Annotated in this window: 23 protein-coding genes and 1 tRNA gene; 9 read left to right on the top strand and 15 right to left on the bottom strand. The window is 59.4% G+C overall.

Annotation, left to right across the window (positions count from 1 at the left end):
* Positions 1 to 57 precede the first annotated feature (57 nt).
* Positions 58 to 1,389, bottom strand: coding sequence for a dicarboxylate/amino acid:cation symporter (locus HX823_RS02545; RefSeq protein WP_033901277.1), 1,332 nt, complete (start codon positions 1,387 to 1,389; stop codon positions 58 to 60).
* A 339-nt stretch (positions 1,390 to 1,728) separates the two neighbouring features.
* On the opposite strand from HX823_RS02545, the gene HX823_RS02540 reads away from it, so the two are divergent.
* Complete coding sequence (locus HX823_RS02540; protein ID WP_177074049.1) at positions 1,729 to 2,727, top strand: AraC family transcriptional regulator; 999 nt, start codon at positions 1,729 to 1,731, stop codon at positions 2,725 to 2,727.
* Between the two features lie 130 nt (positions 2,728 to 2,857).
* Here HX823_RS02540 and HX823_RS02535 read toward each other — a convergent pair whose 3' ends face one another.
* The 3 genes from HX823_RS02535 to HX823_RS02525 are packed head-to-tail and all read right to left on the bottom strand — an operon-like array spanning position 2,858 to position 5,205.
* Positions 2,858 to 4,204, bottom strand: a complete 1,347-nt coding sequence (locus HX823_RS02535) for an ATP-binding protein (RefSeq protein WP_061449297.1) — start codon at positions 4,202 to 4,204, stop codon at positions 2,858 to 2,860.
* The gene (locus tag HX823_RS02530; protein WP_016973689.1) at positions 4,201 to 4,878 is read right to left on the bottom strand and encodes a response regulator transcription factor; all 678 of its coding nucleotides are present in this window, start codon (positions 4,876 to 4,878) and stop codon (positions 4,201 to 4,203) included. The genes HX823_RS02535 and HX823_RS02530 overlap by 4 nt, the downstream gene beginning before the upstream one ends.
* An 18-nt stretch (positions 4,879 to 4,896) precedes the next feature.
* Entirely contained in the window at positions 4,897 to 5,205 is a 309-nt protein-coding gene (locus HX823_RS02525; RefSeq protein ID WP_016979766.1) for a hypothetical protein, read from the bottom strand.
* A gap of 146 nt (positions 5,206 to 5,351) precedes the next feature.
* Here HX823_RS02525 and HX823_RS02520 point away from each other — a divergent pair, with 146 nt between their 5' ends.
* Entirely contained in the window at positions 5,352 to 6,068 is a 717-nt protein-coding gene (locus tag HX823_RS02520; protein ID WP_177074048.1) for a 4'-phosphopantetheinyl transferase, read from the top strand.
* A 98-nt stretch (positions 6,069 to 6,166) separates the two neighbouring features.
* Here the strand turns inward: HX823_RS02520 and HX823_RS02515 are convergent, their stop codons facing one another.
* Both HX823_RS02515 and HX823_RS02510 read right to left on the bottom strand, forming a co-directional pair.
* Complete coding sequence (locus HX823_RS02515) at positions 6,167 to 7,777, bottom strand: ATP-binding protein (RefSeq protein WP_177074047.1); 1,611 nt, start codon at positions 7,775 to 7,777, stop codon at positions 6,167 to 6,169.
* Positions 7,774 to 8,499, bottom strand: coding sequence for a response regulator (locus HX823_RS02510; protein ID WP_177074046.1), 726 nt, complete (start codon positions 8,497 to 8,499; stop codon positions 7,774 to 7,776). Before HX823_RS02510 ends, HX823_RS02515 begins: the two co-directional genes overlap by 4 nt.
* 553 nt (positions 8,500 to 9,052) lie before the next feature.
* Between HX823_RS02510 and HX823_RS02505 the strand changes: the two genes are divergently transcribed.
* Positions 9,053 to 11,950: a ribonucleoside-diphosphate reductase subunit alpha gene (locus HX823_RS02505; RefSeq protein WP_177074045.1), complete on the top strand. Its 2,898-nt coding sequence runs from the start codon at positions 9,053 to 9,055 to the stop codon at positions 11,948 to 11,950.
* Between the two features lie 91 nt (positions 11,951 to 12,041).
* Here the strand turns inward: HX823_RS02505 and HX823_RS02500 are convergent, their stop codons facing one another.
* The 7 genes from HX823_RS02500 to HX823_RS02470 all read right to left on the bottom strand — a co-directional run bounded on the left by HX823_RS02500 (position 12,042) and on the right by HX823_RS02470 (position 18,301).
* Entirely contained in the window at positions 12,042 to 13,136 is a 1,095-nt protein-coding gene (locus tag HX823_RS02500) for a hypothetical protein (RefSeq protein ID WP_177074044.1), read from the bottom strand.
* Positions 13,137 to 13,320: 184 nt separating this feature from the next.
* Positions 13,321 to 14,631 carry a flagellar hook protein FlgE gene (flgE, locus tag HX823_RS02495; RefSeq protein WP_177074043.1) on the bottom strand — a complete coding sequence of 437 codons (1,311 nt, stop codon included), beginning with the start codon at positions 14,629 to 14,631 and terminating at the stop codon, positions 13,321 to 13,323.
* Between the two features lie 31 nt (positions 14,632 to 14,662).
* Positions 14,663 to 15,391, bottom strand: a complete 729-nt coding sequence (gene flgD / locus HX823_RS02490; RefSeq protein WP_038846362.1) for a flagellar hook assembly protein FlgD — start codon at positions 15,389 to 15,391, stop codon at positions 14,663 to 14,665.
* A 16-nt stretch (positions 15,392 to 15,407) separates the two neighbouring features.
* Positions 15,408 to 15,851: a flagellar basal body rod protein FlgC gene (flgC, locus tag HX823_RS02485; RefSeq protein ID WP_010208347.1), complete on the bottom strand. Its 444-nt coding sequence runs from the start codon at positions 15,849 to 15,851 to the stop codon at positions 15,408 to 15,410.
* 3 nt (positions 15,852 to 15,854) lie between these two features.
* On the bottom strand, positions 15,855 to 16,262 hold the full coding sequence (flgB, locus tag HX823_RS02480; RefSeq protein WP_010208346.1) for a flagellar basal body rod protein FlgB: 408 nt from the start codon (positions 16,260 to 16,262) through the stop codon (positions 15,855 to 15,857).
* 236 nt (positions 16,263 to 16,498) lie between these two features.
* Positions 16,499 to 17,326, bottom strand: a complete 828-nt coding sequence (gene cheR, locus HX823_RS02475; protein ID WP_038846364.1) for a protein-glutamate O-methyltransferase CheR — start codon at positions 17,324 to 17,326, stop codon at positions 16,499 to 16,501.
* A gap of 42 nt (positions 17,327 to 17,368) precedes the next feature.
* Positions 17,369 to 18,301: a chemotaxis protein CheV gene (locus HX823_RS02470; RefSeq protein ID WP_038846366.1), complete on the bottom strand. Its 933-nt coding sequence runs from the start codon at positions 18,299 to 18,301 to the stop codon at positions 17,369 to 17,371.
* A gap of 81 nt (positions 18,302 to 18,382) precedes the next feature.
* Here HX823_RS02470 and flgA point away from each other — a divergent pair, with 81 nt between their 5' ends.
* The 4 genes from flgA to HX823_RS02450 all read left to right on the top strand — a co-directional run bounded on the left by flgA (position 18,383) and on the right by HX823_RS02450 (position 20,977).
* Positions 18,383 to 19,147 (top strand): flagellar basal body P-ring formation chaperone FlgA, encoded by a 765-nt coding sequence (gene flgA / locus HX823_RS02465; RefSeq protein ID WP_177074042.1) that lies wholly within the window; start codon positions 18,383 to 18,385, stop codon positions 19,145 to 19,147.
* A 141-nt stretch (positions 19,148 to 19,288) separates the two neighbouring features.
* Positions 19,289 to 19,612: a flagellar biosynthesis anti-sigma factor FlgM gene (gene flgM / locus HX823_RS02460; RefSeq protein ID WP_038846372.1), complete on the top strand. Its 324-nt coding sequence runs from the start codon at positions 19,289 to 19,291 to the stop codon at positions 19,610 to 19,612.
* A 48-nt stretch (positions 19,613 to 19,660) separates the two neighbouring features.
* A complete protein-coding gene (locus HX823_RS02455) occupies positions 19,661 to 20,131 on the top strand; it encodes a flagella synthesis protein FlgN (RefSeq protein ID WP_038846375.1) in 471 nt (156 codons plus the stop codon).
* Between the two features lie 96 nt (positions 20,132 to 20,227).
* Complete coding sequence (locus tag HX823_RS02450; RefSeq protein WP_038846377.1) at positions 20,228 to 20,977, top strand: flagellar brake protein; 750 nt, start codon at positions 20,228 to 20,230, stop codon at positions 20,975 to 20,977.
* 59 nt (positions 20,978 to 21,036) lie between these two features.
* Here HX823_RS02450 and HX823_RS02445 read toward each other — a convergent pair whose 3' ends face one another.
* Together HX823_RS02445 and HX823_RS02440 are read right to left on the bottom strand one after the other, a co-directional pair.
* A complete protein-coding gene (locus HX823_RS02445; protein WP_038846378.1) occupies positions 21,037 to 22,422 on the bottom strand; it encodes an MFS transporter in 1,386 nt (461 codons plus the stop codon).
* A 269-nt stretch (positions 22,423 to 22,691) separates the two neighbouring features.
* A tRNA-Arg gene (locus HX823_RS02440) sits at positions 22,692 to 22,768 on the bottom strand.
* A 326-nt stretch (positions 22,769 to 23,094) separates the two neighbouring features.
* Here HX823_RS02440 and HX823_RS02435 point away from each other — a divergent pair.
* Together HX823_RS02435 and HX823_RS02430 are read left to right on the top strand one after the other, a co-directional pair.
* Positions 23,095 to 23,322 (top strand): hypothetical protein, encoded by a 228-nt coding sequence (locus HX823_RS02435; RefSeq protein WP_038846387.1) that lies wholly within the window; start codon positions 23,095 to 23,097, stop codon positions 23,320 to 23,322.
* A gap of 11 nt (positions 23,323 to 23,333) precedes the next feature.
* Entirely contained in the window at positions 23,334 to 23,513 is a 180-nt protein-coding gene (locus HX823_RS02430; protein WP_177074041.1) for a PA3371 family protein, read from the top strand.
* Positions 23,514 to 23,609: the final 96 nt, after the last annotated feature.

Raw genomic sequence — 23,609 nt, 5'->3', positions numbered from 1 at the left:
CCGAACCAGTCGGGGCGTTTGTGGGTTGCCGTGGCGTCAGCTCACGCCAGCAGCGGCTTACTTGACGACAGGTGCAGGGCCTTCGGCCACGCCCAGGTCATCGATTTCGCGGGTTTCCGAGATACCGGTACCGCCGGACGCCAGCTCGCTTTGCAGCTTGTCGGTGTCCAGTTCCTTGACCCACTTGGCCACAACGATGGTGGCAACGGCGTTACCTACCAGGTTGGTCAGCGCGCGGGCTTCGGACATGAAGCGGTCGATACCCAGGATCAGCGCCAGGCCGGCAACCGGCAGGTGGCCTACGGCCGACAAGGTCGCAGCCAGTACGATGAAGCCAGAACCGGTCACGCCAGCAGCGCCTTTGGAGGACAGCAGCAACACCAGCAGCAGGGTGATCTGGTGGGTGATGTCCATGTGGGTGTCAGTCGCCTGGGCGATGAACACGGCGGCCATGGTCAGGTAGATCGAAGTACCGTCGAGGTTGAACGAGTAGCCGGTCGGGATCACCAGGCCTACAACGGATTTCTTCGCGCCCAGACGCTCCATCTTGATCAGCATGCGTGGCAGTGCGGATTCCGAGGAAGAAGTACCCAGTACGATCAACAGCTCTTCACGGATGTAGCGGATCAGCTTGATCACGCTGAAACCGTGAGCGCGGCAGATACCGCCCAGCACTATCAGTACGAACAGGATGCAAGTGATGTAGAAGCAGATCATCAACTGGCCCAGCTGCACCAGCGAACCTACGCCGTAGGCACCGATGGTGAACGCCATGGCGCCCAGGGCACCGATTGGCGCGAGCTTCATGATCATGTTGATGATGTTGAACATCACGTGGGCGAAGCGATCGATGAAGTCCAGCACCGGCTTGCCGTAGGCACCCAGGCGGTGCAGGGCGAAACCGAAGATCACCGAGAACATCAGCACTTGCAGGATGTCGCCGTTGGCGAAGGCGCCGACGATGGTGTTAGGGATCACATTGAGGATAAAGCCGACGATGCTCTGGTCTTTACCGGCAGTGACGTAGGCCGCCACTTTGGAAGCGTCCAGGGTCGCTACGTCGATGTGCATGCCGGCGCCCGGTTGCACAACGTTGACCACGATCAGGCCGATCAGCAGTGCGATAGTCGAAACGATTTCGAAGTACAGCAGCGCGTAGCCGCCGGTTTTGCCGACCGATTTCATGCTTTGCATGCCAGCGATGCCGCTGACAACGGTGCAGAAGATGATCGGGGCGATGACCATTTTGATCAGTTTGATGAAACCGTCACCCAGCGGCTTGAGGGCCACACCGGTCTGCGGGTAGAAGTGACCGAGCAAAATACCGATAACGATTGCGACGATCACCTGGAAGTACAGGGATTTGTAGATTGGCTGACGAGTCGTCATTGCAAAGTTCCTCAATCGTCCCGTGTGGCAAAGATCCGCCATTGCCCACGACACTTGAATTGCGAACCCTCCTGCACTGGAGGGATTTGTTGTTTGCGAGCCCTGTAGGAACAAGCCTGCGCTGTAATCCTTATCGCAAACGCCGTGCCACTTTGCTTAAAAACCCTGAAGGCCTTTAGACATCAGGGCTGGGGGTTCCTGGGCGCCCTCCCCCGCGCCAAAACAGGTGGCGGATTTCCGCCCACTCGACCCATCCCGTCCTACAATTTGGCGGATATCCGCCTTGTGACCGCATCCTCGCCTGGCTACCATCGGCCCCTCCATGGACGAGGCCTTCGCATGCGTGAACGTACCATCGCCAGTCATTACGCCCGGGCCGCCCTCGGCGGGGCGCGTCGGGCCGGCTATGACTACTCGGGCCTGCTGCAACAGGTGGGCATCACTCCGGAGCTGCTGACCGAACCCCGCGCCCGCATCGCGCCGGAACAGTTCACCCGCCTGCTGCAAATGCTCTGGCTGGCACTGGACGACGAATACCTGGGATTCGCCGACGGCCCGAGTAAACGCGGCACTTTCGCCATGATGTGCCACGCGCTGATCCACTGCCGCACCCTGGAGAAGGCTCTGGAACGCGGTTTATTATTTTATAGCCTATTCCCACAAGGCCCGCGCTGGCAGCTGACACGCGAAGGCGAAATGGCCCGCTTGAGCCTGGACGACTCGCAGTTGTGGGACCCGGATCATTTCTTGAGTGAGTGCCTGTTGGTGATCTGGCATCGCCTCGGCAGTTGGCTGATCGGCCAGCGTATCCGGTTGCATCAGGCCACTTTCAGCTACCCAATGCCGGCGCACGCCAGCGAATATGACCTGTTGTTTCCCTGTGCCCAGGTATTCGGTGCACCGAACAGCAGCCTGGTATTTCCCGCGCGCTACCTGAACCTGCCGTTGTTGCAGGATGAACGCACCCTCAAGCACTTCCTGGAACGCTCCCCCGCCGATCTGCTGTCGCGGCCGGACGAAGGCGACAGCTTGAGCAGCCAACTACGCCGCCTGCTCAGCCGCGACCGCACGCCCTGGCCGGACCTGGAAGCCGTGGCCCAGCACCTGCACATCAGCCCGCAGACCCTGCGCAGGCATTTGCGCGAAGAAGGCACCAGCTTTCAGGCACTCAAGGATGAGCTGCGGCGGGACATCGCCATCTTTCATCTGGGCCGGGCGGATTTGTCGTTGCAGGAGATTGCCGAGCAGCTCGGGTTTTCCGAACCGTCGGCATTTCATCGGGCGTTCAAGAAGTGGACGGGGCTGACACCGGGGGCGTATCGCGCGCAGGAGAGTTAGAGGAAAAAGTTATCTTTGTGGTGAGCGGGCTTGCCCCGCGCTGGGCTGCGAAGCAGCCCCATATCAGACATCGCTATTAGGGCCGCTTCGCGCCCCAGCGCGGGGCAAGCCCGCTCACCACAAAAAACGATCAAACGGCCGGAAAGTGAATCTTGAACGCCGCCCCGCCCAACGGCGAATCACCCAAGGTCAACCGCGCGCCATAGCTTTCAATGATGTCCTTGACCACCGCCAAGCCGATCCCCTGCCCCGGATGCTGGCGATCAAGCCGCTCGCCCCGCTGCAGAATCCTTGCCCGCTGATCCGGCGGCACACCGGGGCCATCATCTTCAATACACAGCTCACTGCCTTCGAGGTTTTCCACGAAGCTGATGCGCACTTCGCCCAAACACAGGCGGTAGGCGTTTTCCAGCAGGTTGCCGAGCAGCTCCAGCAAGGCGCCCTTCTCGATCGGCACGTCGCACTCTTCCGGCAGTTCAAAGGACACGGTGACACGCTTGTCGCGGTAAACCTTGTCCAGCGTATCGCACAGGCTTTGCAGCACCGGCTCCAAGCGCACCTGGTGCCGCACCAAGCCACTTTTACGCAGGCTGGCACGTTGCAACTGGTAGCTGATCTGCTGGCTCATGCGCTCGATCTGCGATTGCAGCACCCAGGCCTGGTCGCGATCTTCCGGGCGCTGGGCCATGTCTTCGCTCACGCCTTGCAGGACGGCGAGCGGGGTTTTCAGGCTGTGAGCAAGGTCGTCGAGCGAATCGCGGTAACGCGCCCGTTGTTCACGCTCACTGTGCAGCAAGCGGTTGAGGGAGCCGGTGAGGCGCAACAGTTCGCGGGGATGTTGTTCGGACAGGCTCTCGCGGGTGCCGCCTTCGATCTGGTCAAGCTCCTGGCTCAGCCGTCGCAGCGCCTGCAAACCCCAGGTCAGCCCCAGCCACAGCAACGTCAGCAGCACCAGCAACGCGGCGCCAAAGCCCAGGTAGAGGTTTTCGCGCAGGCCTTCGAGGGTCAGTTGGTATTCGCGCACCGGTTGCAGGGCAACGATGCTGAACGCCGCACTTTTACCGCCGAGCAGCCTGACCTCCACGTCATAGACGAAGAACTCCTGGCCATTGGCCTCGCGAATCCGTGCAAATTCATTGCCGCGCCCGTCGTAGCGCGGTTTGTAGTTGATATTTTCTTCCTTGGTCGCCCGCGAACGCCACACCAAGTGGCCTTCACGGTCGTAGATATAGCCGAGCAAGCGGCTGTCGGTGAGATTGAAGCGTTCGTCCGGCAACTGCGCTGGCATCAGCAGGCGGTTATTTTCGACCCGCGCGGCAGAGATGAGCGTGGTGACGTCCGAGGCCAGGCGCTGCTCGATGGAATCCTGCAACGCCAGGCTGAACGCCCCTTGCATCGCCGGCAACAAACCCAGCATGAACAGCACGGCCAGGGTCGCGGCCGCCAGCATCAAGCGCACGCGTAGCGAGCGAATCAACGGCAGCGCTCATTGAACAGGTAGCCCAGGCCACGCACCGTGTCGATTGGCTTGAACCCGGCCGGGCCTTCCAGCTTGCGACGCAGGCGGCCGACCAGCACTTCGATGACATTCGGATCACGCTCGTCGTCATCGGGGTAGAGCTGTTCCATCAAGCGATCCTTGGCCACCACTTGCTGGTGGTGACGCATCAGGTACTCAAGGATTCGGTATTCGTAGGCCGTCAGCGCCAGGGGCTGTTCGTCGAGCGACGCCTGCTTGCGGTTGAGGTCCAACAGCAACGGGCCCGCGACAATCGTCGACTGGGTAAACCCGCTGGAACGGCGCAACAAAGCGTTCATCCGCGCCTCCAGCTCTTCGAACTGGAACGGCTTGACCACGTAGTCGTCGGCACCGGCCGCCAGGCCTTCGACCTTGTCCTGCCAGTTGCCACGGGCAGTGAGGATCAGGATCGGGAAGGTCTTGGCCTGGGTGCGCAGTTGGCGGATCAGGTCCAGGCCGCCCATGCCGGGCAGGCCCAGGTCGATGATCGCCAGGTCATGGTTGAACTGGCCGGTCTGGTACAGGGCCTCTTCGGCATTGGCCACGGCCTCGACCACATGCCCGCTGTCGGTCAGGCGGGTCAACAGGTGATGACGCAGCAGCGCCTCATCTTCCACCACCAGCAATTTCATAAGGCTCTCCAAAGCAAATCAACTGTCCGACAGAGGGATATCATAGCGGCCCTGCAAGTCTTGCGGGCGCAGTTTAATGCCATTGAACTGGCCGGTCAGGTGTTCATAGCCGGCGCGATAGGCCGGCTGCGGGGTTGCCAGGCCCAGGGACTGGCCCCAGGGCGTGGGTTGGCTGGCAGATTCTTCGAAACTGACACGCTGGATCAAGGTGCTGGATTTCTTGGTTTTCTCACCGCCGAACGCGGCAAAGGCACGATCGCCTGCCTGGGCTCCGGCAGTGGCACTGAGCATGGTTAACGCCAACATCAGCTGTTTGATCACGGTCATGGTGTTACCTCTACGCGTTTGGCTGCTGCCCTTGTGTGAGTTCCAGACTACGCAGGCGCCCCTGAACTCCCCCTGAACAGGCTCTGAACCTCACCTGAACCGCAGCGGGCTATCCTGTTGCCCATCAACTCGGCAAAATACCGCCCATGAATTCCCTACCCGCTTGCTGCACCCCACTCGACGCCCATTGGCCGCTGCCCGAACCCTTGCCGGGCACGGTGTTTCTCAGCACGCGCTTTGACCCCGCCTTATTAACGGCCGGCGATTTCCAGCGTAGCGCCGTGCCGCCACCGGCCAGCATCCAGCGCTCGGTGGCCAAGCGCCAGGCCGAATTCCTGGCTGGTCGAGTGTGTGCCCGCGCGGCCCTGCAACAACTCGACCGCCTCAACTACATCCCCGCCATCGGTGAAGACCGTGCGCCGGTTTGGCCTGCGCATATCTGTGGCTCCATCACCCACAGCACCGGGCATGCGGCGGCGATTGTCGCGCACAAGGCACAATGGCGTGGGCTGGGGATGGACTTGGAGAATGTGCTGAGCCTAGAACGGGCGGAGCGGCTGGCTGGGGAAATCCTCACGCCCGATGAACTGCAACGTATGGCAACGCTACCGCGAGAGCAGATCGCACAATTGGTGACATTGACGTTTTCGGCCAAGGAGAGCCTGTTCAAGGCGCTCTATCCGATTGTGCAGAAGCGTTTCTATTTTGAGCATGCCGAGGTAATGGAGTGGACTGAGGCCGGGTATATAAGGCTGCGGTTGCTGACGGATTTGTCCGAGGAATGGTGCCACGGCAAGGAGTTGGCGGGACAGTTTGCGGTGGATGACGGGCAGTTGTTGAGCCTGGTGGCTATCGGCGCCTGATCCATCGCTTTCGCGGGCAAGCCCGCTCCCACAGTTGACCGTATTCCAACGCTGGAACTCGGTCGAATGTGGGAGCGGGCTTGCTCGCGAAAGCAGTATCAGGTTTTCTCCTGATCCCTCGGCCAACTCAGACTGAAGCACGCCCCACCCAGATTGTTGCTCTTGCCAATCAACGCCCGCCCGCCGTGCCAATAGATGATCCGCCGCACGATCGACAACCCCAACCCGTGCCCGCCAGACGCACGAGTGCGGCTGTCGTCCAGGCGCAGGAATGGCGTGAAGATGCGCTCCCAGGCACTCTCAGGCACACCGGGGCCATCATCCTCCACGTCGATGCGGCAACGCACCTGGCCCACCTGATAACTGATCAACACCTGGCCCTGGGCATGACGCATGGCATTGCTCACCAGATTCTGCAGCGCACGGTGCAGGTAACGTGGCTCGGCATCCACCCACGCATCCTCCCAATGCGCCGAAGACAGGCAAATGCCCCTGCTCACTTTGACCTGCGGACGCAGTGGCGATAATTCGCCTATCACCTGATCAAGCAGCGCATCGAGGTCGACCCGCTGGAAATTCAGCTCCGGCGAGCCTTGTTCCAGCCGCGCATACGTGAGCATTTCATCGACCAGGCCATCAAGGTCCTGGATATCGCTGTCCATGCCTTCCAAGTATTTACGCCGCGCCTCGGCCGTGGTGGCATCACCGACCATCTCCAGGCCGAACCGCAAGCGCGCCACCGGTGTGCGCAGTTCGTGGGACACCGCGCGTACCAGTTCACGCTGGATCGCCAGCAACTGCTGCAAGTGCTCGGCCATGCCATTGAACGCCGCGGCCAGGCGCCCCACCGAGTCAGCGCCACGGGCCGGCACGCGAACTTCCAGGTTGCCCTTGGCGATACGGGTGGCGGCGGCTTCCAGGCCGCGCAGCCGCCGTTCAAGCTGACGCACCAATAGATAGACGATCAAACCGATCAGGGTCAGGCCGATCAACGCGATCAGGATCAGCCATTGCGGCGGGTAAGGGTTCATCTGATACAAAGGCCCCAGTTCCAGCACCCATGGCGTGCCGACCATGCCAGCGAACACGCGGATCGAATCGCCGCCCTTGCCCAGGGCCATCACGGTGTCGCCTTCCGAGACGCGGCGGCGCTGGTCTTCGTCCATGTCGGCCTGGTCGAGCGTCATCAGGTGCATGTCGAAGCCAAACCCTTTGGCGTCTTTTATATCCGCCAGGCGTTGCGGCTGTTCAGCCACAGGAAAACGCACCAGTTCGTCGGCGAGCAGGTAGATAGTTGCGCGCGCCAGCTGTTCGCTGATCTGCTGCACTTCGCCCGTGAGTACCAGTTGCGACTGATCACTGACCAGGCGCAGCACCCGCGCGGCGTGAGGCCCGGTCTGCTCCACCAGCACCTGGCCGCGTTGCAGGCGATTGCGCTGGCTCAAGTCCAGTTGCGCATCGGCCAGGGGGCGCAGTTCCAGGGGAATGCCGAGCAAGCGCTCCCACACGGCCAAGGCGCGCTGGCGTTCGATGGGGCTCATGGGTTGCAGGTTGTCGCCCATCAAGGCGAAGGTGCCGTGGGCCAGGCGCTCGCGGTATTGGCCGCTGCGCACTTCATTGAGCAGGTGCAGGGCCAGCACGCCGAGCAGCGCCACCAGGATCAGCGCCGCGCACATGCCGCCGTAGATGCGCAGGAAGATCGAGTTCACAGCGGCATGTCGGCAGCAGCTTCAGCGACGAACAGGTAGCCCTTGCTGCGAATGGTCTTGATCAGGCGCGGATGGATCGGGTCGTCACCTATCTTGGGGCGGATGCGCGAGATACGCACGTCGATGGAGCGGTCCTGGCCGTCGTAACCGATACCGCGCAGGGCGATGAAGATTTCTTCGCGGGACAAAATGCGCCCGGCATTGGCCACCAGCAGCCACAGTAGGTCGAACTCGGCACTTGTCAGCTCGATACCGGCATTATTCAGCCAGGCTTCGCGCAGGGCATTGTCCACCACCAAGGGGCCGAATTGCAGGCGACGCTGGTTCTCCACGGCCGCCGGTTCCGCCGGTTCGCTGCGCCGTAGCAGGGCCTGAATGCGGGCCAGCAACAGGCGCGGGCGCACGGGTTTGCACACGTAATCGTCGGCGCCCATGTCCAGGCCCAGTACCTGGTCCATGTCATCGGTGCGCGCGGTGAGCATCAGGATCACGCCGTCATAGCGCTCGCGCACCTTACGGCAGATGCTCAAGCCGTCTTCGCCGGGCAACATCAGGTCGAGGATCACCAGGTCCGGCTGTTCGTCGATGATGCGCGCCGCGGCCAGGGCGCCATCGCCTTCCACGGACACTCGCAGGCCGTTGCTCTCCAGATACTCACGGGTCAATTCGGCCAATCGCTGGTCGTCTTCGACTATCAATACCTGCCAGGCTTCTTGCTCCACGGGTGACCTCAATGTCTGTCATAAAAGGCGGGCATGATCTGGGTAACTGCACAGCCCGATGCGGCCGATTGTAGCCATGGGCCAGCCCTCAAACACAAGCCGGGAAATCCATTCGGTGATCGCGTTTTTTTGTGATAGGGTTCGCGCCCTTCGAAAATGGGCAGGTTGTTTTAAGCCCGAAACATTTAATGACAAACGGCGTAATCCAGCAGCAGTGCGGCCTACACACCCATTCAACCTTTCTTACACATTTTACCCACAGCGTTATCCACAGGTTACTGCGTTGCTAACCCCTCGAAAACGCATTATCTTGTACCTCGGCACTGTAGAAGACCCTACATGTGGGGTTTTCGAAGAAAGCGCCCAACCACACAAGTGGCAAGAAATTCAAGCGTTTTATTGCTAGCGCAGCATGGAACCAACCGATTTTCAGTAGACCAAACCGCTCACGCGGATGGCAGCTGTTTCCCATCCCCGATATGGAAAACGGTACGGGTGTTGCAGGAAGAGCCTGGCACTCGCAATCAAATATAGAACGTGGAGACAACCCCCCATGCAAACCGACACAACTCGCGAGAACCCGCAAGGCTCCGTGCCGCAGGCCGCCGATTCGAACCTGGATCTGTCCGCCACTGCACCCGGCCAATTGCGTGTGATCAAGCGTAACGGCACTGTCGTTCCTTACACCGATGACAAAATCACCGTCGCCATCACCAAAGCGTTTCTTGCAGTTGAAGGCGGCACCGCTGCCGCCTCGTCGCGCATCCACGACACCGTTGCCCGCCTGACCGAACAAGTCACCGCGACCTTCAAGCGTCGCATGCCTTCGGGCGGCACCATCCACATCGAAGAAATCCAGGACCAGGTCGAACTGGCCCTGATGCGTGCCGGCGAACAGAAAGTTGCCCGCGACTACGTGATCTACCGTGACGCACGTTCCAAGGAACGCGCTGTACGCACCCCAGCTGAAGAAGCTGCGGTACAAGCTCACCCATCGATCCGCATCACCCTGGCCGACGGCACGTTTGCACCGCTGGACCTGGGTCGCCTGAACACCATCGTCACCGAGGCCTGTGAAGGCCTGGAAGAAGTCGACGGTGACCTGATCCAGCGCGAAACCCTGAAGAACCTGTACGACGGCGTGGCCCTGACCGACGTCAACACCGCCCTGGTGATGACCGCCCGTACCCTGGTTGAACGCGAGCCGAACTACTCGTTCGTGACCGCGCGCCTGCTGATGGACACCCTGCGTGCCGAAGGCCTGGGCTTCCTGAAAGTCGCCGACAGCGCCACCCACCACGAAATGGCCGACCTGTACGCCAAGGCGCTGCCTGCCTACATCGCCAAGGGTATCGAATTCGAATTGCTGAACCCGATCCTGGCCACCTTCGACCTGGAAAAACTCGGCAAGGCGATCAACCACGAGCGTGACCAGCAGTTCACCTACTTGGGCCTGCAAACCCTGTACGACCGTTACTTCATCCACAAGGACGGTATCCGCTTCGAACTGCCGCAAGTGTTCTTCATGCGCGTGGCCATGGGCCTGGCAATCGAAGAGAAGCAGAAAGAAGACCGTGCCATCGAGTTCTACAACCTGTTGTCGTCCTTTGACTACATGTCGTCGACCCCGACCCTGTTCAACGCCGGTACCCTGCGTCCACAGCTGTCCAGCTGCTACCTGACCACCGTGCCGGATGACCTGTCGGGCATCTACCACGCGATCCACGACAACGCCATGTTGTCCAAATTCGCTGGCGGCCTGGGCAACGACTGGACCCCGGTGCGTGCACTGGGTTCGTACATCAAGGGCACCAACGGCAAGTCCCAGGGCGTTGTACCGTTCCTGAAAGTGGTGAACGACACCGCCGTCGCCGTGAACCAGGGTGGCAAGCGCAAAGGCGCTGTGTGTGCCTACCTGGAAACCTGGCACATGGACATCGAAGAGTTCATCGAGCTGCGCAAGAACACCGGTGATGACCGTCGTCGTACCCACGACATGAACACCGCCAACTGGATCCCTGACCTGTTCATGAAGCGTGTCTTCGACGACGGCCAGTGGACCCTGTTCTCGCCTTCCGAAGTGCCGGACCTGCACGACCTGACCGGCAAGGCTTTCGAAGAGCGCTACGAGTACTACGAAGCCCTGTCCCAGTACCCTGGCAAGATCAAGCTGTTCAAGACCATCCAGGCCAAAGACCTGTGGCGCAAAATGCTGTCCATGCTGTTTGAAACCGGCCACCCATGGCTGACCTTCAAAGACCCGTGCAACCTGCGCAGCCCGCAGCAGCACGTGGGCGTGGTCCACAGCTCGAACCTGTGCACCGAGATCACCTTGAACACCAACAAGGACGAGATCGCCGTTTGCAACCTGGGCTCGATCAACCTGCCGAACCACATCGTCAACGGCAAGCTGGACACCGCCAAGCTGGAACGTACCGTCAACACCGCCGTGCGCATGCTCGATAACGTGATCGACATCAACTACTACTCGGTGCCACAGGCGCAGAACTCCAACTTCAAGCACCGTCCGGTCGGCTTGGGCATCATGGGCTTCCAGGACGCGCTGTACCTGCAGCACATTCCTTACGGTTCGGACGCTGCGGTCGAGTTCGCCGACAAGTCCATGGAAGCGGTCAGCTACTACGCGATCCAGGCTTCCTGCGACCTGGCCGACGAGCGCGGCGCCTACGAGACGTTCCAGGGTTCGCTGTGGTCCAAAGGCATCCTGCCGCTGGATTCGCAACAGATCCTGATTGAGCAACGTGGCCAGAAGTACATCGACGTTGACCTGGAAGAATCCCTGGACTGGGCGCCAGTACGTGCCCGTGTGCAGAAAGGTATTCGTAACTCCAACATCATGGCCATCGCGCCGACCGCAACCATCGCCAACATCACTGGCGTGTCGCAGTCGATCGAACCGACTTACCAGAACCTGTATGTGAAATCGAACCTGTCGGGCGAATTCACCGTGATCAACCCGTACCTGGTTCGCGACCTGAAAGCCCGCGGCCTGTGGGACTCGGTCATGATCAACGACCTGAAGTACTACGACGGTTCCGTGCAGCAGATCGAGCGTATCCCGCAAGAACTCAAAGAGCTCTACGCGACCGCATTCGAAGTGGACACCAAGTGGATCGTTGACGCCGCCAGCCGTCGTCAGAAGTGGATCGACCAGGCCCAGTCGCTGAACCTCTACATCGCTGGCGCTTCGGGCAAGAAGCTGGACGTGACCTACCGCATGGCGTGGTACCGTGGCCTGAAAACCACTTACTACCTCCGCGCCCTGGCCGCGACCAGCACCGAGAAGTCGACCATCAACACCGGCAAGCTGAACGCGGTTTCCAGCGGCGGTAACCACGGTGATGATTCGGTGCTTGCAGCGCCAGCCGGCCCGGCCCCTGTGCCAAAGGCCTGCGCGATCGATGAGCCGGATTGCGAAGCTTGCCAGTAAGCTGAGTCGGTTCCGGATCGCAACGATCCGGAACTGAAAAAACGCCGACAAACCTGAGCATGATTGGTTTGTCGGCGTTTTTTTTGGCCGTTTAAAAAAGCACCGTGTAGATGCCCGGCCCTGGAGCACCGCCTCGCCCTCCCCATAGCTCCTTACGATTGCCAATCACCGCCATGGAATGTGCATTCGTTTCATAAGTCCCCACCATCCCCCGCGCAAAATCACTTTGAAAGCCCGGCCTGTAGTGATCTTTCAGCCCAAGCCTATGCAAGCCCTCGCGGGAATGCTCGCCATCATTCAAGCTGATCAGCGCATCCTTGAAGCTTCTCGTGGCATTTCTGTCGTTTTCGCCAGGAGAGCCACTATTCCCTTCCATCTGCGCTCGCTTGGCACTCGCCGCATACATAAAGTTGGCATTGGTCATTAAGGTAGGGTCATCGCCCTTGAAGCGCGCCTCTCGCGCAGCCATGCGCAGCTCATCCTTGGTCAGCTTGAGTTTGAACCCATCACGCATCTCCACCTCATAGGTATTGCCCTTCAACTCGACATTCTTGAAAACGTCTTTGGGGTCCTGGCCGAAGTGCTGCATGGCGGCTTTTATTGAGGATACTGTCGTGCAATTGCCTTCGAAGCCTTGAGAGAAACCACTCCAAATGTTATCCGGCTTTTTCCCACGCACACTTTTATCAGGCTGGTAATCATGGTGTTTCGCCCCCTCAGTGATGGGCTTGTTGCTCATGGATTCGGAAGGGCCAAAATTCTCCGGGTTCACACGGCCGCCACCGCCACCTCCGCCACCTCCTCCACCGCCACCAATGTCTGGGGGGGCCGGTGGAGAAGGCGATTCATCATCTGCAAACAGCTCTGGAAAAAGCGCCTTCAAAAATGCGAGCCAACTGTCAGATGCGTCTTTTTTTAACGCCTCGATAATCGCCTTGAACTTCTCCTCTCCGAGTTTCTTGCGCACCTCATTGAGCTTGTCACGCAAGTCCTGGACGGTTTGGCTCTTGGAGGTTTTCTGCGCCTCCTCCAATGCCTTCAGAAGAGTGGATACCACCGCCTTATCGGCATCCAGGCTGTGAACACCATCGGTTTTGTCCTGGGTGTTTTCAGCACCAAAAGCAGCGGTTCTGTCGCTAAAATAAACCCGAGCCGTTTGGCCTGATATCTGTTGAGCCCATTGCATAAATTTCCCCCGCCCGTAAGCCACCGTTGGTGTACTTGGTAGGGAAAAGTGCGTCGGCCGTTCCAGTAAAAACGAGTGGTCTCGTAGGGACGCAGGCAGTACGAAAAGTCGCGCCTACAAAATGAACGCGCAAAAAAAACCCCTCGTTGAGGGGTTTTCTTTTACCAGCGTCAGACCAATGACATTACGTCATCTGAATGATGGTCTGCATGATGGTGCTCTGGGTGGAGATGGTCTTGGCGTTCGCCTGATAGTTGCTCTGGGCCTTGATCAGGTCCACCAGCTCGTTGGTCAGGTTGACGTTGGAGTTCTCCAGGGAGTTGGCCACGATCGAGCCCAGGGTGCCGGCTTGCGGGGTGTCATAACCTGGCTGGCCCGAAGCGAAGGTCTCTTTCCAGGTAGTACCGCCGTTGGGCTGCAGGCCTTGTTCGTTGTTGAAGCTGGCCAGAGAGATCTGGCCAATGGCCTTGCTCTGCTGGTTGCTGAACGTTGCGAACAGTACACCGCTGCCGTCGATTTTCAGGCCGGTGATCTGGCCGGTGGCGTAGCCATCGGTGACCGGTGGGTTGCGGTACGTGGCCGAGTTGTACTGGGTAATGTTGGCCATGTTGACGGCGATGCCGGTCGGGTTGGCATTCGCACCATTGGCCTTCCACACACCATCAGTCACAGTGCCAGGGACCCAACCGGTAATAGTCAGAGTCTTGTCGGACACACCGCCGGTCACGACGCTAGTCAGCTTGCCATTGCCATCAAAGGTCAATGCCGACGGCACTGGCGGAGTCGATGGCGTACCGGTTGGCGCAGAACCGTTAGGGTTGCGACCATCGATCAGGGTATAGGCATTCCACTTATTGCCGTCGGTTTTCACCAGGTACTGCACCATCGGGTGTGCGTTGCCCTGGGAGTCGTACAAGGTGGTGCTGTATTGAGTGGTAAAGGTGCTGGTGTCGTTCGGGTTGAACGGCTTCGCCACCTGGTCGATCACCGGCTCCGAGGAGTTCAGGTTACTGGTGGAGTCCACTTTGGTGGACGCCTTCGGCGGCAGGTTCGACAGGTTCAATTGCAGGTCGGTCAGGCCGCCCTTGATGATCTTGCCGTCCGCGTCCGCCGCATAACCTTGCAAGCGCGAGGTGCCGGTGTTGTTGGTGATGTAGCCATCTTTGTCGGCACGGAAGGCACCACTACGGGTGTACTCCAGCGAACCGTCGCTGCCCTTCTGCACGAAGAAACCGCCGCCCTGGATCGCCATGTCCAGGATGCCACCGCTGCCGTTCACGTCACCTTGGGTGAACTGCTGGGACACGGCCGCCAGGTTCACACCGTTGCCGATACTGTTCTGGCCTGTACCCAGTTTGGAGGCGGCGTAGATGTCCGCGAATTCCGCACGGGACGACTTGAAGCCAGTAGTCGCGACGTTGGCGATGTTGTTGCCGGTCACGTCCAGTTGTTTGTTGGCCGCATAGAGGCCGCTAAGGCCGATGTTAAAAGACATGTTTCTCTCCCTCTGCCGTATTTAGCCGGCTCTATGTACCGATAGTCTGAATTTGCGACAGCTTGACGCTGCCCATGCCGCCAGCCAGGTTCAGCAGCATTTCGCCGCCGGTCTTGCTCAGGGTCACGCTCGTTACCGTTGCTGGCAGCGAAGTGGTCAGGGCAACGGCGTCGCCCTTGTCATTCTTGGTGGTGGCATTGAAGGTGTAGGTGCCTGCAGGAGCGACCTCGCCCTTGTCGTTTTTGCCATCCCAGATAAAGCTCTGGCTGCCGGCACTCTGGGCGCCCATTTCGATGGTGCGCACCAGGTTGCCGTCTTTGTCGGTGACCTTGACGGTGACGTTGCCCGTCGCCGTTGTCACATCCACCGAACCGGTCATGCTCTTGCTGGTATCCACCATGGCCTTGTCGGTCTGGATGATGATCGAGCGGCCTACCAGCGACGACGCCTGCAGCGCTTGCGACGAGCTGAAGTTGCTGGAGATCGCATTCACCGAGTCATTCAGGGTGTTGATGCCTTCCAGGCTGCTGAACTGCGCCAGCTGGGCCACGAACGCGCCGTTGTCTTGCGGCGACAGCGGGTTCTGGTTTTTCAACTGGGTAACCAGCAGTTGCAGGAACGCATCCTTGCCCAGCGACTGTTTGCCGGTCGCGGCCTTGGAAGCGTCACCCAGGCTGCTGGCGTTGTCTGTCGCGGTCTTGACCTTGGAGTTGAAAAGGTCCTGGACTGGCGTGTTGTTACTCGTATCAACAATGGCCATTATTTGGCGCCCCTTATCACTGACCCAGGGTCAGGACCTTCTGCATCATGGTTTTGGCGGTGTTCATCATTTCCGCGTTGGTCTGAAACGAACGGCTGGCGGAAATCATGTCGGCCATTTCCTCGACCACGTTGACGTTCGGGTAGTAGACATAACCCTTTTCGTTCGCGGCGGGATGGTTGGGTTCGTAGCGAGCTTCAAGGTTGCTTTGGTCTTCGACCACGCCGAGCACTTGCACACCGGAGCCTGCTGCACCTTGGTCCTGGAACAACGAATCGCTGCCGCCCGCCTGGCCGCCCTGGAACATGGTGGCGAACACCGGGTGACGGGCGCGGTAGGTCTGGTCAATGCTCGAAGACACGGTCTCGGCGTTGGCGATGTTACTGGCGACGGTGTTCAAACGCGTAGTCTGCGCGCTCATGCCACTGCCGGCAATATTGAAAACACTGGACAGGGACATGGCTTACTCTCCACGCAGGGCTGACATCAGCCCTTTGAATTTGCTGTTAAGCAGGGTGAAGCTGGCTTGAAAGTTCACCGAGTTCTCGGCGTAGGCCGACTGCTCCAGCTGCGCGTCGACGGTGTTCTGGTCGATCGACGGCTGCATCGGCGTGCGATACAGCAACGACTCGTCACCATTGCTCAGGCCTTGCGCTTCGATATGACGGCTGTTGGTCATGTTCAAGGCGAAGGTGCCGTTCTTGGTCTTGTCCTGCTGTGCGGCGAGCACGGCGGAGAAGTCCAGGTCCCGAGCCTTGTAGTTCGGGGTATCGGCGTTGGCAATGTTGTTGGCCAGGACTTCGGCACGCTGGGCGCGGAAGCCCAGGGCTTGTTCGTGGATACCGAGCGCTTTATCGAAGCTGATGCTCATGGCGGAAACCTTTAAGGGCTGACCTGCTTTTCGTTAACTGGGTTATAGCAAGGTGCATGCCAATCTTACGAAGGCCCGTATATCAAGGGTTTGGGGGGCGGTTGCCGGCGGCAATGCCAGAAAAGCGGCAAGCGGTTTCCGCGTGGCGCCAGTAAAGCGGCAATGGCGTTTGCCGCTTTGCGGCCAAAAAAATGGGAGGCCTTTGTGGGGCCTCCCATTGTTTGTTCAAGCGTGCGTCACTTGGCCTGGTAGATGATCCCCGGACTGCATTGCACCATCTGGTAATGATCCGGCAGACCGTTCAGCGCTTCGGAAGCACCGAGGAACAGATAACCGCCACGCTTGAGCGTGCCATGGATGCGCAGCAGGATGTCTTTCTTCACTTCGGCCGAGAAGTAGATCAGCACGTTGCGGCAGAACACCATGTCGAACTTGCCCAGGCTGGCGTAGCTGTCGAGCAGGTTGAACGAGCGGAATTCCACGCGGCTCTTGATCGGCGCCTTGACCGCCCAACGCCCTGCCCCTTTCGGGTCGAAGTAACGCTGCAGGCGTTCCTGGGACAAACCACGGCCCAGGGCCAGGCTGTCGTACTCGCCGGTCTTGCAGTTGGTGAGCATGGTGCCGGACAGGTCAGTGGCGACGATTTGCGCCCCAGCCTTCAACTGGCCCAGATTGGTCCGCTCGAACTCATCGATGGACATCGAAATCGAGTACGGCTCCTGCCCCGAAGAGCAGGCAGCCGACCAAATGCGCAGGCGCTGGCCGGGGCTGGCCTTGATGGCTTCCGGCAGCACTCTGCTCTTGAGCACTTCAAACGGGTAGGTGTCACGAAACCACAGGGTTTCGTTGGTGGTCATGGCATCGACCACCATCTCCTTGAGCCCGCTGCGCGGCTGCCCCTGGATGCGCTGGACCAGCTCACCCAACGACTTGATGCCCTGCTGCTCCATCAGTTTGTTGAGACGGCTGGATACCAGGTACTGCTTGTTTTCACCGAGCAATATGCCACAGGCTTTTTCCAGGAAGACCCGGAACTGTTCGAAATCCAAATTACCCGTAGACAATGATACCGCCTCTTAAATCGTGTGACCGCCAGGGGAAAGCCCCTAGCCGTGATCTGCTGCCTTGATCCGGTCGACTACCCGGGATGCCAGGTCATCAGGACGGAATTTGGCCAGGAAGTCATCGGCACCGACCTTCTTGACCATCGCCTGGTTGAATACACCCGACAACGAAGTATGCAGGATGATATGCAATTTTTGCATGCGTGGATCGTTGCGTATCTCGGCCGTGAGGGTGTAGCCGTCCATTTCCGGCATCTCGATGTCGGAGATCATCATCAAGAATTCTTCTTCCGGCTTCTTGCCGTCATCCACCAGCTTGCGCAGGTAATCCAGGGCCTGGCGACCGTCATTGAGGGCCACCACTTCCACGCCGACCGTTTGCAGGCAACGGGTCACCTGTTTACGCGCCACCGAGGAGTCGTCCACCGTCAACACGCGCAGGGAGATTGCCTTGTGCGCGGTTTCAGCGTCCACCACCCCCACGGAAATCGATTCCGACGTGGGTGCGACCTCGGCGAGGATCTTCTCCACGTCGATGATTTCCACCAACTGGTTATCCACTCGCGTCACTGCCGTGAGGTAATGATCACGACCGGTGCCCTTGGGCGGCGGATGGATCTCTTCCCAGTTCATGTTGACGATGCGCTCCACCGAGCGCACCAGGAAGCCCTGGGTCTTGGTGTTGTACTCGGTAATGATCACGAAGGGGTTCTCGCGGTCCTGCAAACCCGCCGAACCGGTTGCCAGGGCCAGGTCAAGAATCGGGATCGTCGCGCCACGGATGCTGGCAACGCCGCACACCACCGGGCTGGACTTGGGCATGATCGTCAGCTTGGGGCATTGCAGCACTTCCCGCACCTTGAACACGTTGATGCCATACAGCTGCTTGCCATCCAGGCGAAAAAGCAACAACTCCAGGCGATTCTGCCCTACCAGCTGTGTGCGCTGGTTTACTGAATCCATTACTCCTGCCATGCCCAGACTCCTACGCTAAAACCTTTAAAGGTGCGACGCGCACCCAACACTAAACGGCACGGCCTTTGCTATTTACAGGTCATGGATATTAAAACGACAGTTTCCCGACGCCTTCACCTGACCCGGTTCTGCAGATTGCTCTGCGTACCGCTGGCGTTGCTTGCCTTGGGCCTGGGCGCCACGGCCCGCGCAGACAACGTCACCTTGCCTGATCTACTTATCGGCGTCACTCAAGGCTTTCTTGAGTTCACTGTAGAAGATTATCTGGCGACTACCCAGACGCCAGGGCGTTATGAAATCCAGGTAAACCAGTTGGACCCCCGCCTGCGCATGCCCATGTGCGACAAGGAATTGACAGCCACCCTGGAAAGTCCCGCCCAGCCCATCGGCCGCGTGACGGTCAAAGTCCGCTGCGATGGCGCCTCGCCCTGGACGGTGTTTGTGCCCGCTCAAGTCAAGCTGTTCCGCGATGTGGTCGTGGTGGCTCGTCCACTCAAACGCTCCGGGATCATTGGTTTCGAGGATGTGGCGTTGCGCGAGCGCGACATCAGTATGATCAGCCAGGGCTACCTGACCTCCCTCGACCAGGCGGTCGGGCAGAAGTTGACCCGACCAGTGGTCACCGACCAGGTCATCACCCTGGTGCATCTGGAGCAGGCGGAGGTGATCCGCAAGGGCGACCAAGTGGTGATTTCCGCCAGCAGCGGTGCGCTGCAGGTAAAGATGCCGGGGGAAGCCCTGTCCAATGGCGGCATGAGCGAACAGATTCGCGTGAAGAACCTGAACTCCAACCGAGTGATCAAGGCGCGGGTCACCGCACCGGGTCAGGTGGAGGTGGCTTTATAGATTACTGGTATCGGACGCGCGCTTTTCCTACACTGTCGGTTGGATGCCGGCCTGCAGGTTTTATTGTCAATCGAGCCTAAAGTTTGTCCGGGTATGGCCGAAAACATGGCAAGCGTCCAAATACCCAGAGGTTTTTTGATCATGGTCATCGATTTCAGTCGTTTAAATAACACCCCGACTACGTCGGCCCCTACGCGAGCTACTGGCACCAAAGACAGCGTAGAAGCCAAGGCCCAGCCACTGCCCGCCAAGGCAGAACAGGCCAGCGCCAGCCAGAGCGGGGAATCCGTACACCTGAGCAATGAGGCTCAACAGTTGCAGAAGGTCACTGACTCGCTGCGCGATCAACCGGTGGTCAATAAAGCCCGTGTGGCCGAATTGAAACAGGCAATCGCCGATGGCAGCTATAAAGTCGACAGCAACCGTGTAGCCAGCAAGCTGCTTAATTTCGAAGCCGAGCGCTAGGCAAAGGCCTGCGCCGGGCTTTTGGACGCTTAAACCCCAAGGCCAGCCATGCATCACGACGAAAATCTGCTTCAACTGATCATTGATGATCTAGCGCCGACGCAACAGCTGCTCGAGCTGCTCAGGGAAGAATCCCTGGCCCTCTACGGCCGGGACATGCCGCTGCTGGAAGAAATCCTGGCACGCAAGCAGTCGCTGATTGTCCTGCTGGAACAGCACGGCAAGAAACGCAGCCAGATCCTCGCCAGCCTGGGCCTGCCGGCAGACCATGATGGCTTGGCGCAGTTGGCCAGCCACTCCACGGTCGGCGATCAATTACTGGCCCAGAGCAAAGAACTCAATCAATTGCTCACCCAGTGCCAGGAAGCCAACCTGCTCAACGGTCAGTCGATCCAGCTCCAGCAAGCCACGACCGCCAACCAGTTGCGTATACTTCACGGCGGAGAGCCTCCGGCGCTTTACAACGCTCAGGGTTCCACCTCGCGCCTGGTCAAGCCAAGCACCCGCAGCCAAGCCTGACGCCGCTTTACAGCGCGGCCTATCCAAGGCGCGCCACATACTGGCAGAATGCCTGCTCTTGCGTGTAGTCGTATTTTGTCTGGAGATGGAAGAACCGTGTTCAACGCCCTTAATGCGGAAGATGCCCCGCAGCCACCCAAGGTCCTCACCACGCCTCTGGAAATCGCCAGCACCCTACGGATGCTGCAAGACAGCCATGACCCGCTGATCATCACCTTCCACGAACGCAGCCAGCGCTTCCAGAGCTACCTGGTGGACGTTGACCGGGACAGCAAGACCCTGGCGCTGGACGAAATGATCCCGCGTGACGGTGAACGCTTCCTGGAAAGCGGCGAACCGTTTCGTATCGAAGGTTTTCATGAAGGCGTGCGCGTCGCCTGGGAAAGCAACGGCACCTACACCATCAGCGAAAAAGACGGTCACCGCATCTACACCGGCGCCATGCCCGACGAAGTGGTCTACCACCAGCGCCGCAATGCGTTCCGCGCCGCCTTGAAGCTGGCCCAACTGGTCAATATTGAATTGGGTGGCGAGAAGCTCAAAGCCCCCGTCAGCGGCAAACTGCTGGATATTTCCGCCACCGGCTGCAAACTGCGCTTTGAAGGGGATATCTCCGAGCGCCTGCAACTGGGCCAGGTCTACGACCGTTTTATCGCCGCCCTGCCCTTTGGCAGCATGACCACTTCGGTCGAACTGCGTTACCTGCACTTCGAAGAGAAGATCAACACCACCTTCGCCGGCGTGCGCTTCCACAACATGAGTGGCTTGGTGCAGCGCCAGGTCGAGCGCTTTGTGTACCAGTTGCAACGCGAAGCACGACGCTTTGACAAAGACGACGATTTTTAAAGCTTAAAGATCGCGGCAAAAAAACGGGCAGATCCTGATGGGATCTGCCCGTTTTGCATTCAGGGTCGCGCCCTGCTCAAGTCGTGAGGATGCTCGTCTGGCCCCACAGGTTCAGGAGGCCCCACGAAAGGCGGTTCCTCTGCCTCCGGACTTGGCTCCGTTTGCGGTTCAGGCTCCGGGACAGTGGTTTGCATTTGTTCCTGCACCACCGCCTCATCCACCCGCGGATCAAGGCAGGCCACCAGTGGCGAGCTGGACATGCTGTCGGGCATCGCCACGTGGTGCAACGGCGCATCGTCCACCTGATGCAGGTTGGTGACCGCTTTTGGCCGGATGCGCCACACCAGGATCAATGCGCACAGACTGAAAAACGCATACAGCATGTGACTGCCGAACAGCTTCATCACCACACCGGCCAGCAAAGGCCCGACACTGGCGCCAACACCGTACGTCACCAGCAGCATGGCTGTCAGCGATACGCGGCGATCACCCTCGACATGGTCGTTGGAGAACGCCACCGCCAAGGGATAAAGACAAAACTGCACCAGGGAGCAGACGAAGCCTGCCACGAACAACACTTCCAGCGGCACCTTGGTCAGTATCGCCAACGGCAACGCCGCCACTGCCAGGCACAGCGCAAAGCAACGGATCAGCAGCGCGCGATCATAACGGTCAGACAACCAGCCCAACGGCCACTGCACCACCAGCCCGGCAAAAATACAGCTACCCATGAACAGCCCCACTTGCTCGGTGGTCAAGCCTTGCTGAGAGGCATACAGCGGCGCCAGACCGTAGAACGAGCCGACAATCAACCCCGCCCCAAGCACCGTACTCAGCGACTGCGGCACCCGCTTGATAAAGAAGCGCGGCTCCATCGGCGCGGGGTGCAGAGGCGCCGGGTGAATCCGGCGCGTCATGGCCACTGGCACCAGGCACAGGGCAAAGCACAGCGCGACCAGCATCAGCAGTTCAAGGCCCAACTGCGGGTGCATGACCAGAATCAGCTGGCCGAGCACCAGGCCCAAGTAGGACGCGATCATATAGCCGCTGAACACCACGCCGCGCTGCTTGGCGTCGGCCTGCTCATTGAGCCAGCTTTCGATGACCATGTACTGGCACATCATGCCCAGGCCCACGATCATCCGCAGCACGATCCAGGCCGGCAACCAGTCGATCAGACCATGCCCCAACACCGCCGCACCGACGATCCCGGCGCAGGTGGCGTAGGCGCGGATATGCCCGACCCGGGCAATCAGGCGGTGCCCGATCTTGCCACCCAGCACCAGGCCAAAATAGTTGGCCGCCATCAACGCACCGACCCACAGGCTGTCGACATGATCGGCCGCCAGGCGCAGGGCCAGGTAAGTACTGAGCAGGCCGGAGCCGATCAGCATCATCAAGGAGGCAAAATAAAGGGCTCGAAAAGATTTCCAGATCTGGCGCATCGGCGTTCCGAGCGGCTCCTTGCGGTGAGAGACAGGGCTATCGGCATGATAGTCCGGGGTGGCCGGGTCCGGACAGGCGGTATGCGCTGTTTCCGGGGATTATTTTGCTTCAAGGCTCAGACGCTGCCTGGCTGCTCGCTGGATACACAGATTGCTATAAATACACGATGCCAGGGCTGTGAACCCAGAACCCCGGCAAGGTTCGACCCATCTTCGGAAAACGCCCACAAAAAAGCCCCGCCAGACGGATCTGTGCGAGGCTTTGAATCTGGTGTCCCAGGGCCGGTTCGAACGGCCAACCTTCCCCTTAGGAGGGGGATGCTCTATCCAATTGAGCTACTGGGACAAATGACAGCCGTTGCGCTAAAGGCGCGGCGACGGACGGCGTGCATGTTAACGGCCGAGGTAGGTTTTGTCATGTCGTCCGTGGGCTTTTTGAGTGTAGGTCGATGCCAGCCTTATTTATCCTGCCCTGACCCCGCAAACACGGGGCCTGCGAGGCCATCGTGCAAAATGCACTCCCCCAAAACGCCATCATTGCAAATTGCAACATTCCAGCCGCTTAAAGTAGACTTAAGCACTTGATTTTATTGAAGTAATAGATTGGCACGACACCTGCAATACTTCTCCTACAAACCCAATAAGCCACGGCGTTAAGCGGAGAACATGACCATGAACAGTGCCCTTCTGTTAGCCCTCAACACCATAGCCCTGGCGACATTGCTGATGTTTCACTTTCAATCGACTGGCACCAATGACCCTGCGCAGCTAAGCCAGGCTGTGCCACATCATCTGCAACAACGCCCGCAACTGGCCGTGATGACACCCAACGCGCAATCGCCCGCACGCCTGACCCAAGACACTCAGTCCGCACCCGCTTCTGAACACTGGGTTTTCTGAGGAAGCCTCTGATGAATAAATTTGCCTGGCTGTTTTTGTGCCTGACTGCATTAACAGGGATTCTGGGCCTGGGGGCTGACTCCCAGGACAGCCAAACGACTGCATTTGTCGCCAGCGGCGTGTTTGCCTGCCTATTGTTGCTCACCTTGATCGTGGGTCGCCGCATCAAATTCGACCCCGTCCTGCGCTAACTCCCCCTCCCTACCTTATGTCGCCTCCCCCTCGCTAATCGGCAAATTGCCACTAGTCTTAAAATTAAGGGCAAAAGGCCACTTTGTTATAGGATG

Origin of the sequence: Pseudomonas sp. P7759, from assembly GCF_013386445.1 — a bacterium.
Classification (GTDB): Bacteria; Pseudomonadota; Gammaproteobacteria; order Pseudomonadales; family Pseudomonadaceae; genus Aquipseudomonas; species Aquipseudomonas azotoformans_A.
This window is presented reverse-complemented; position numbering and strand designations above follow the sequence as displayed.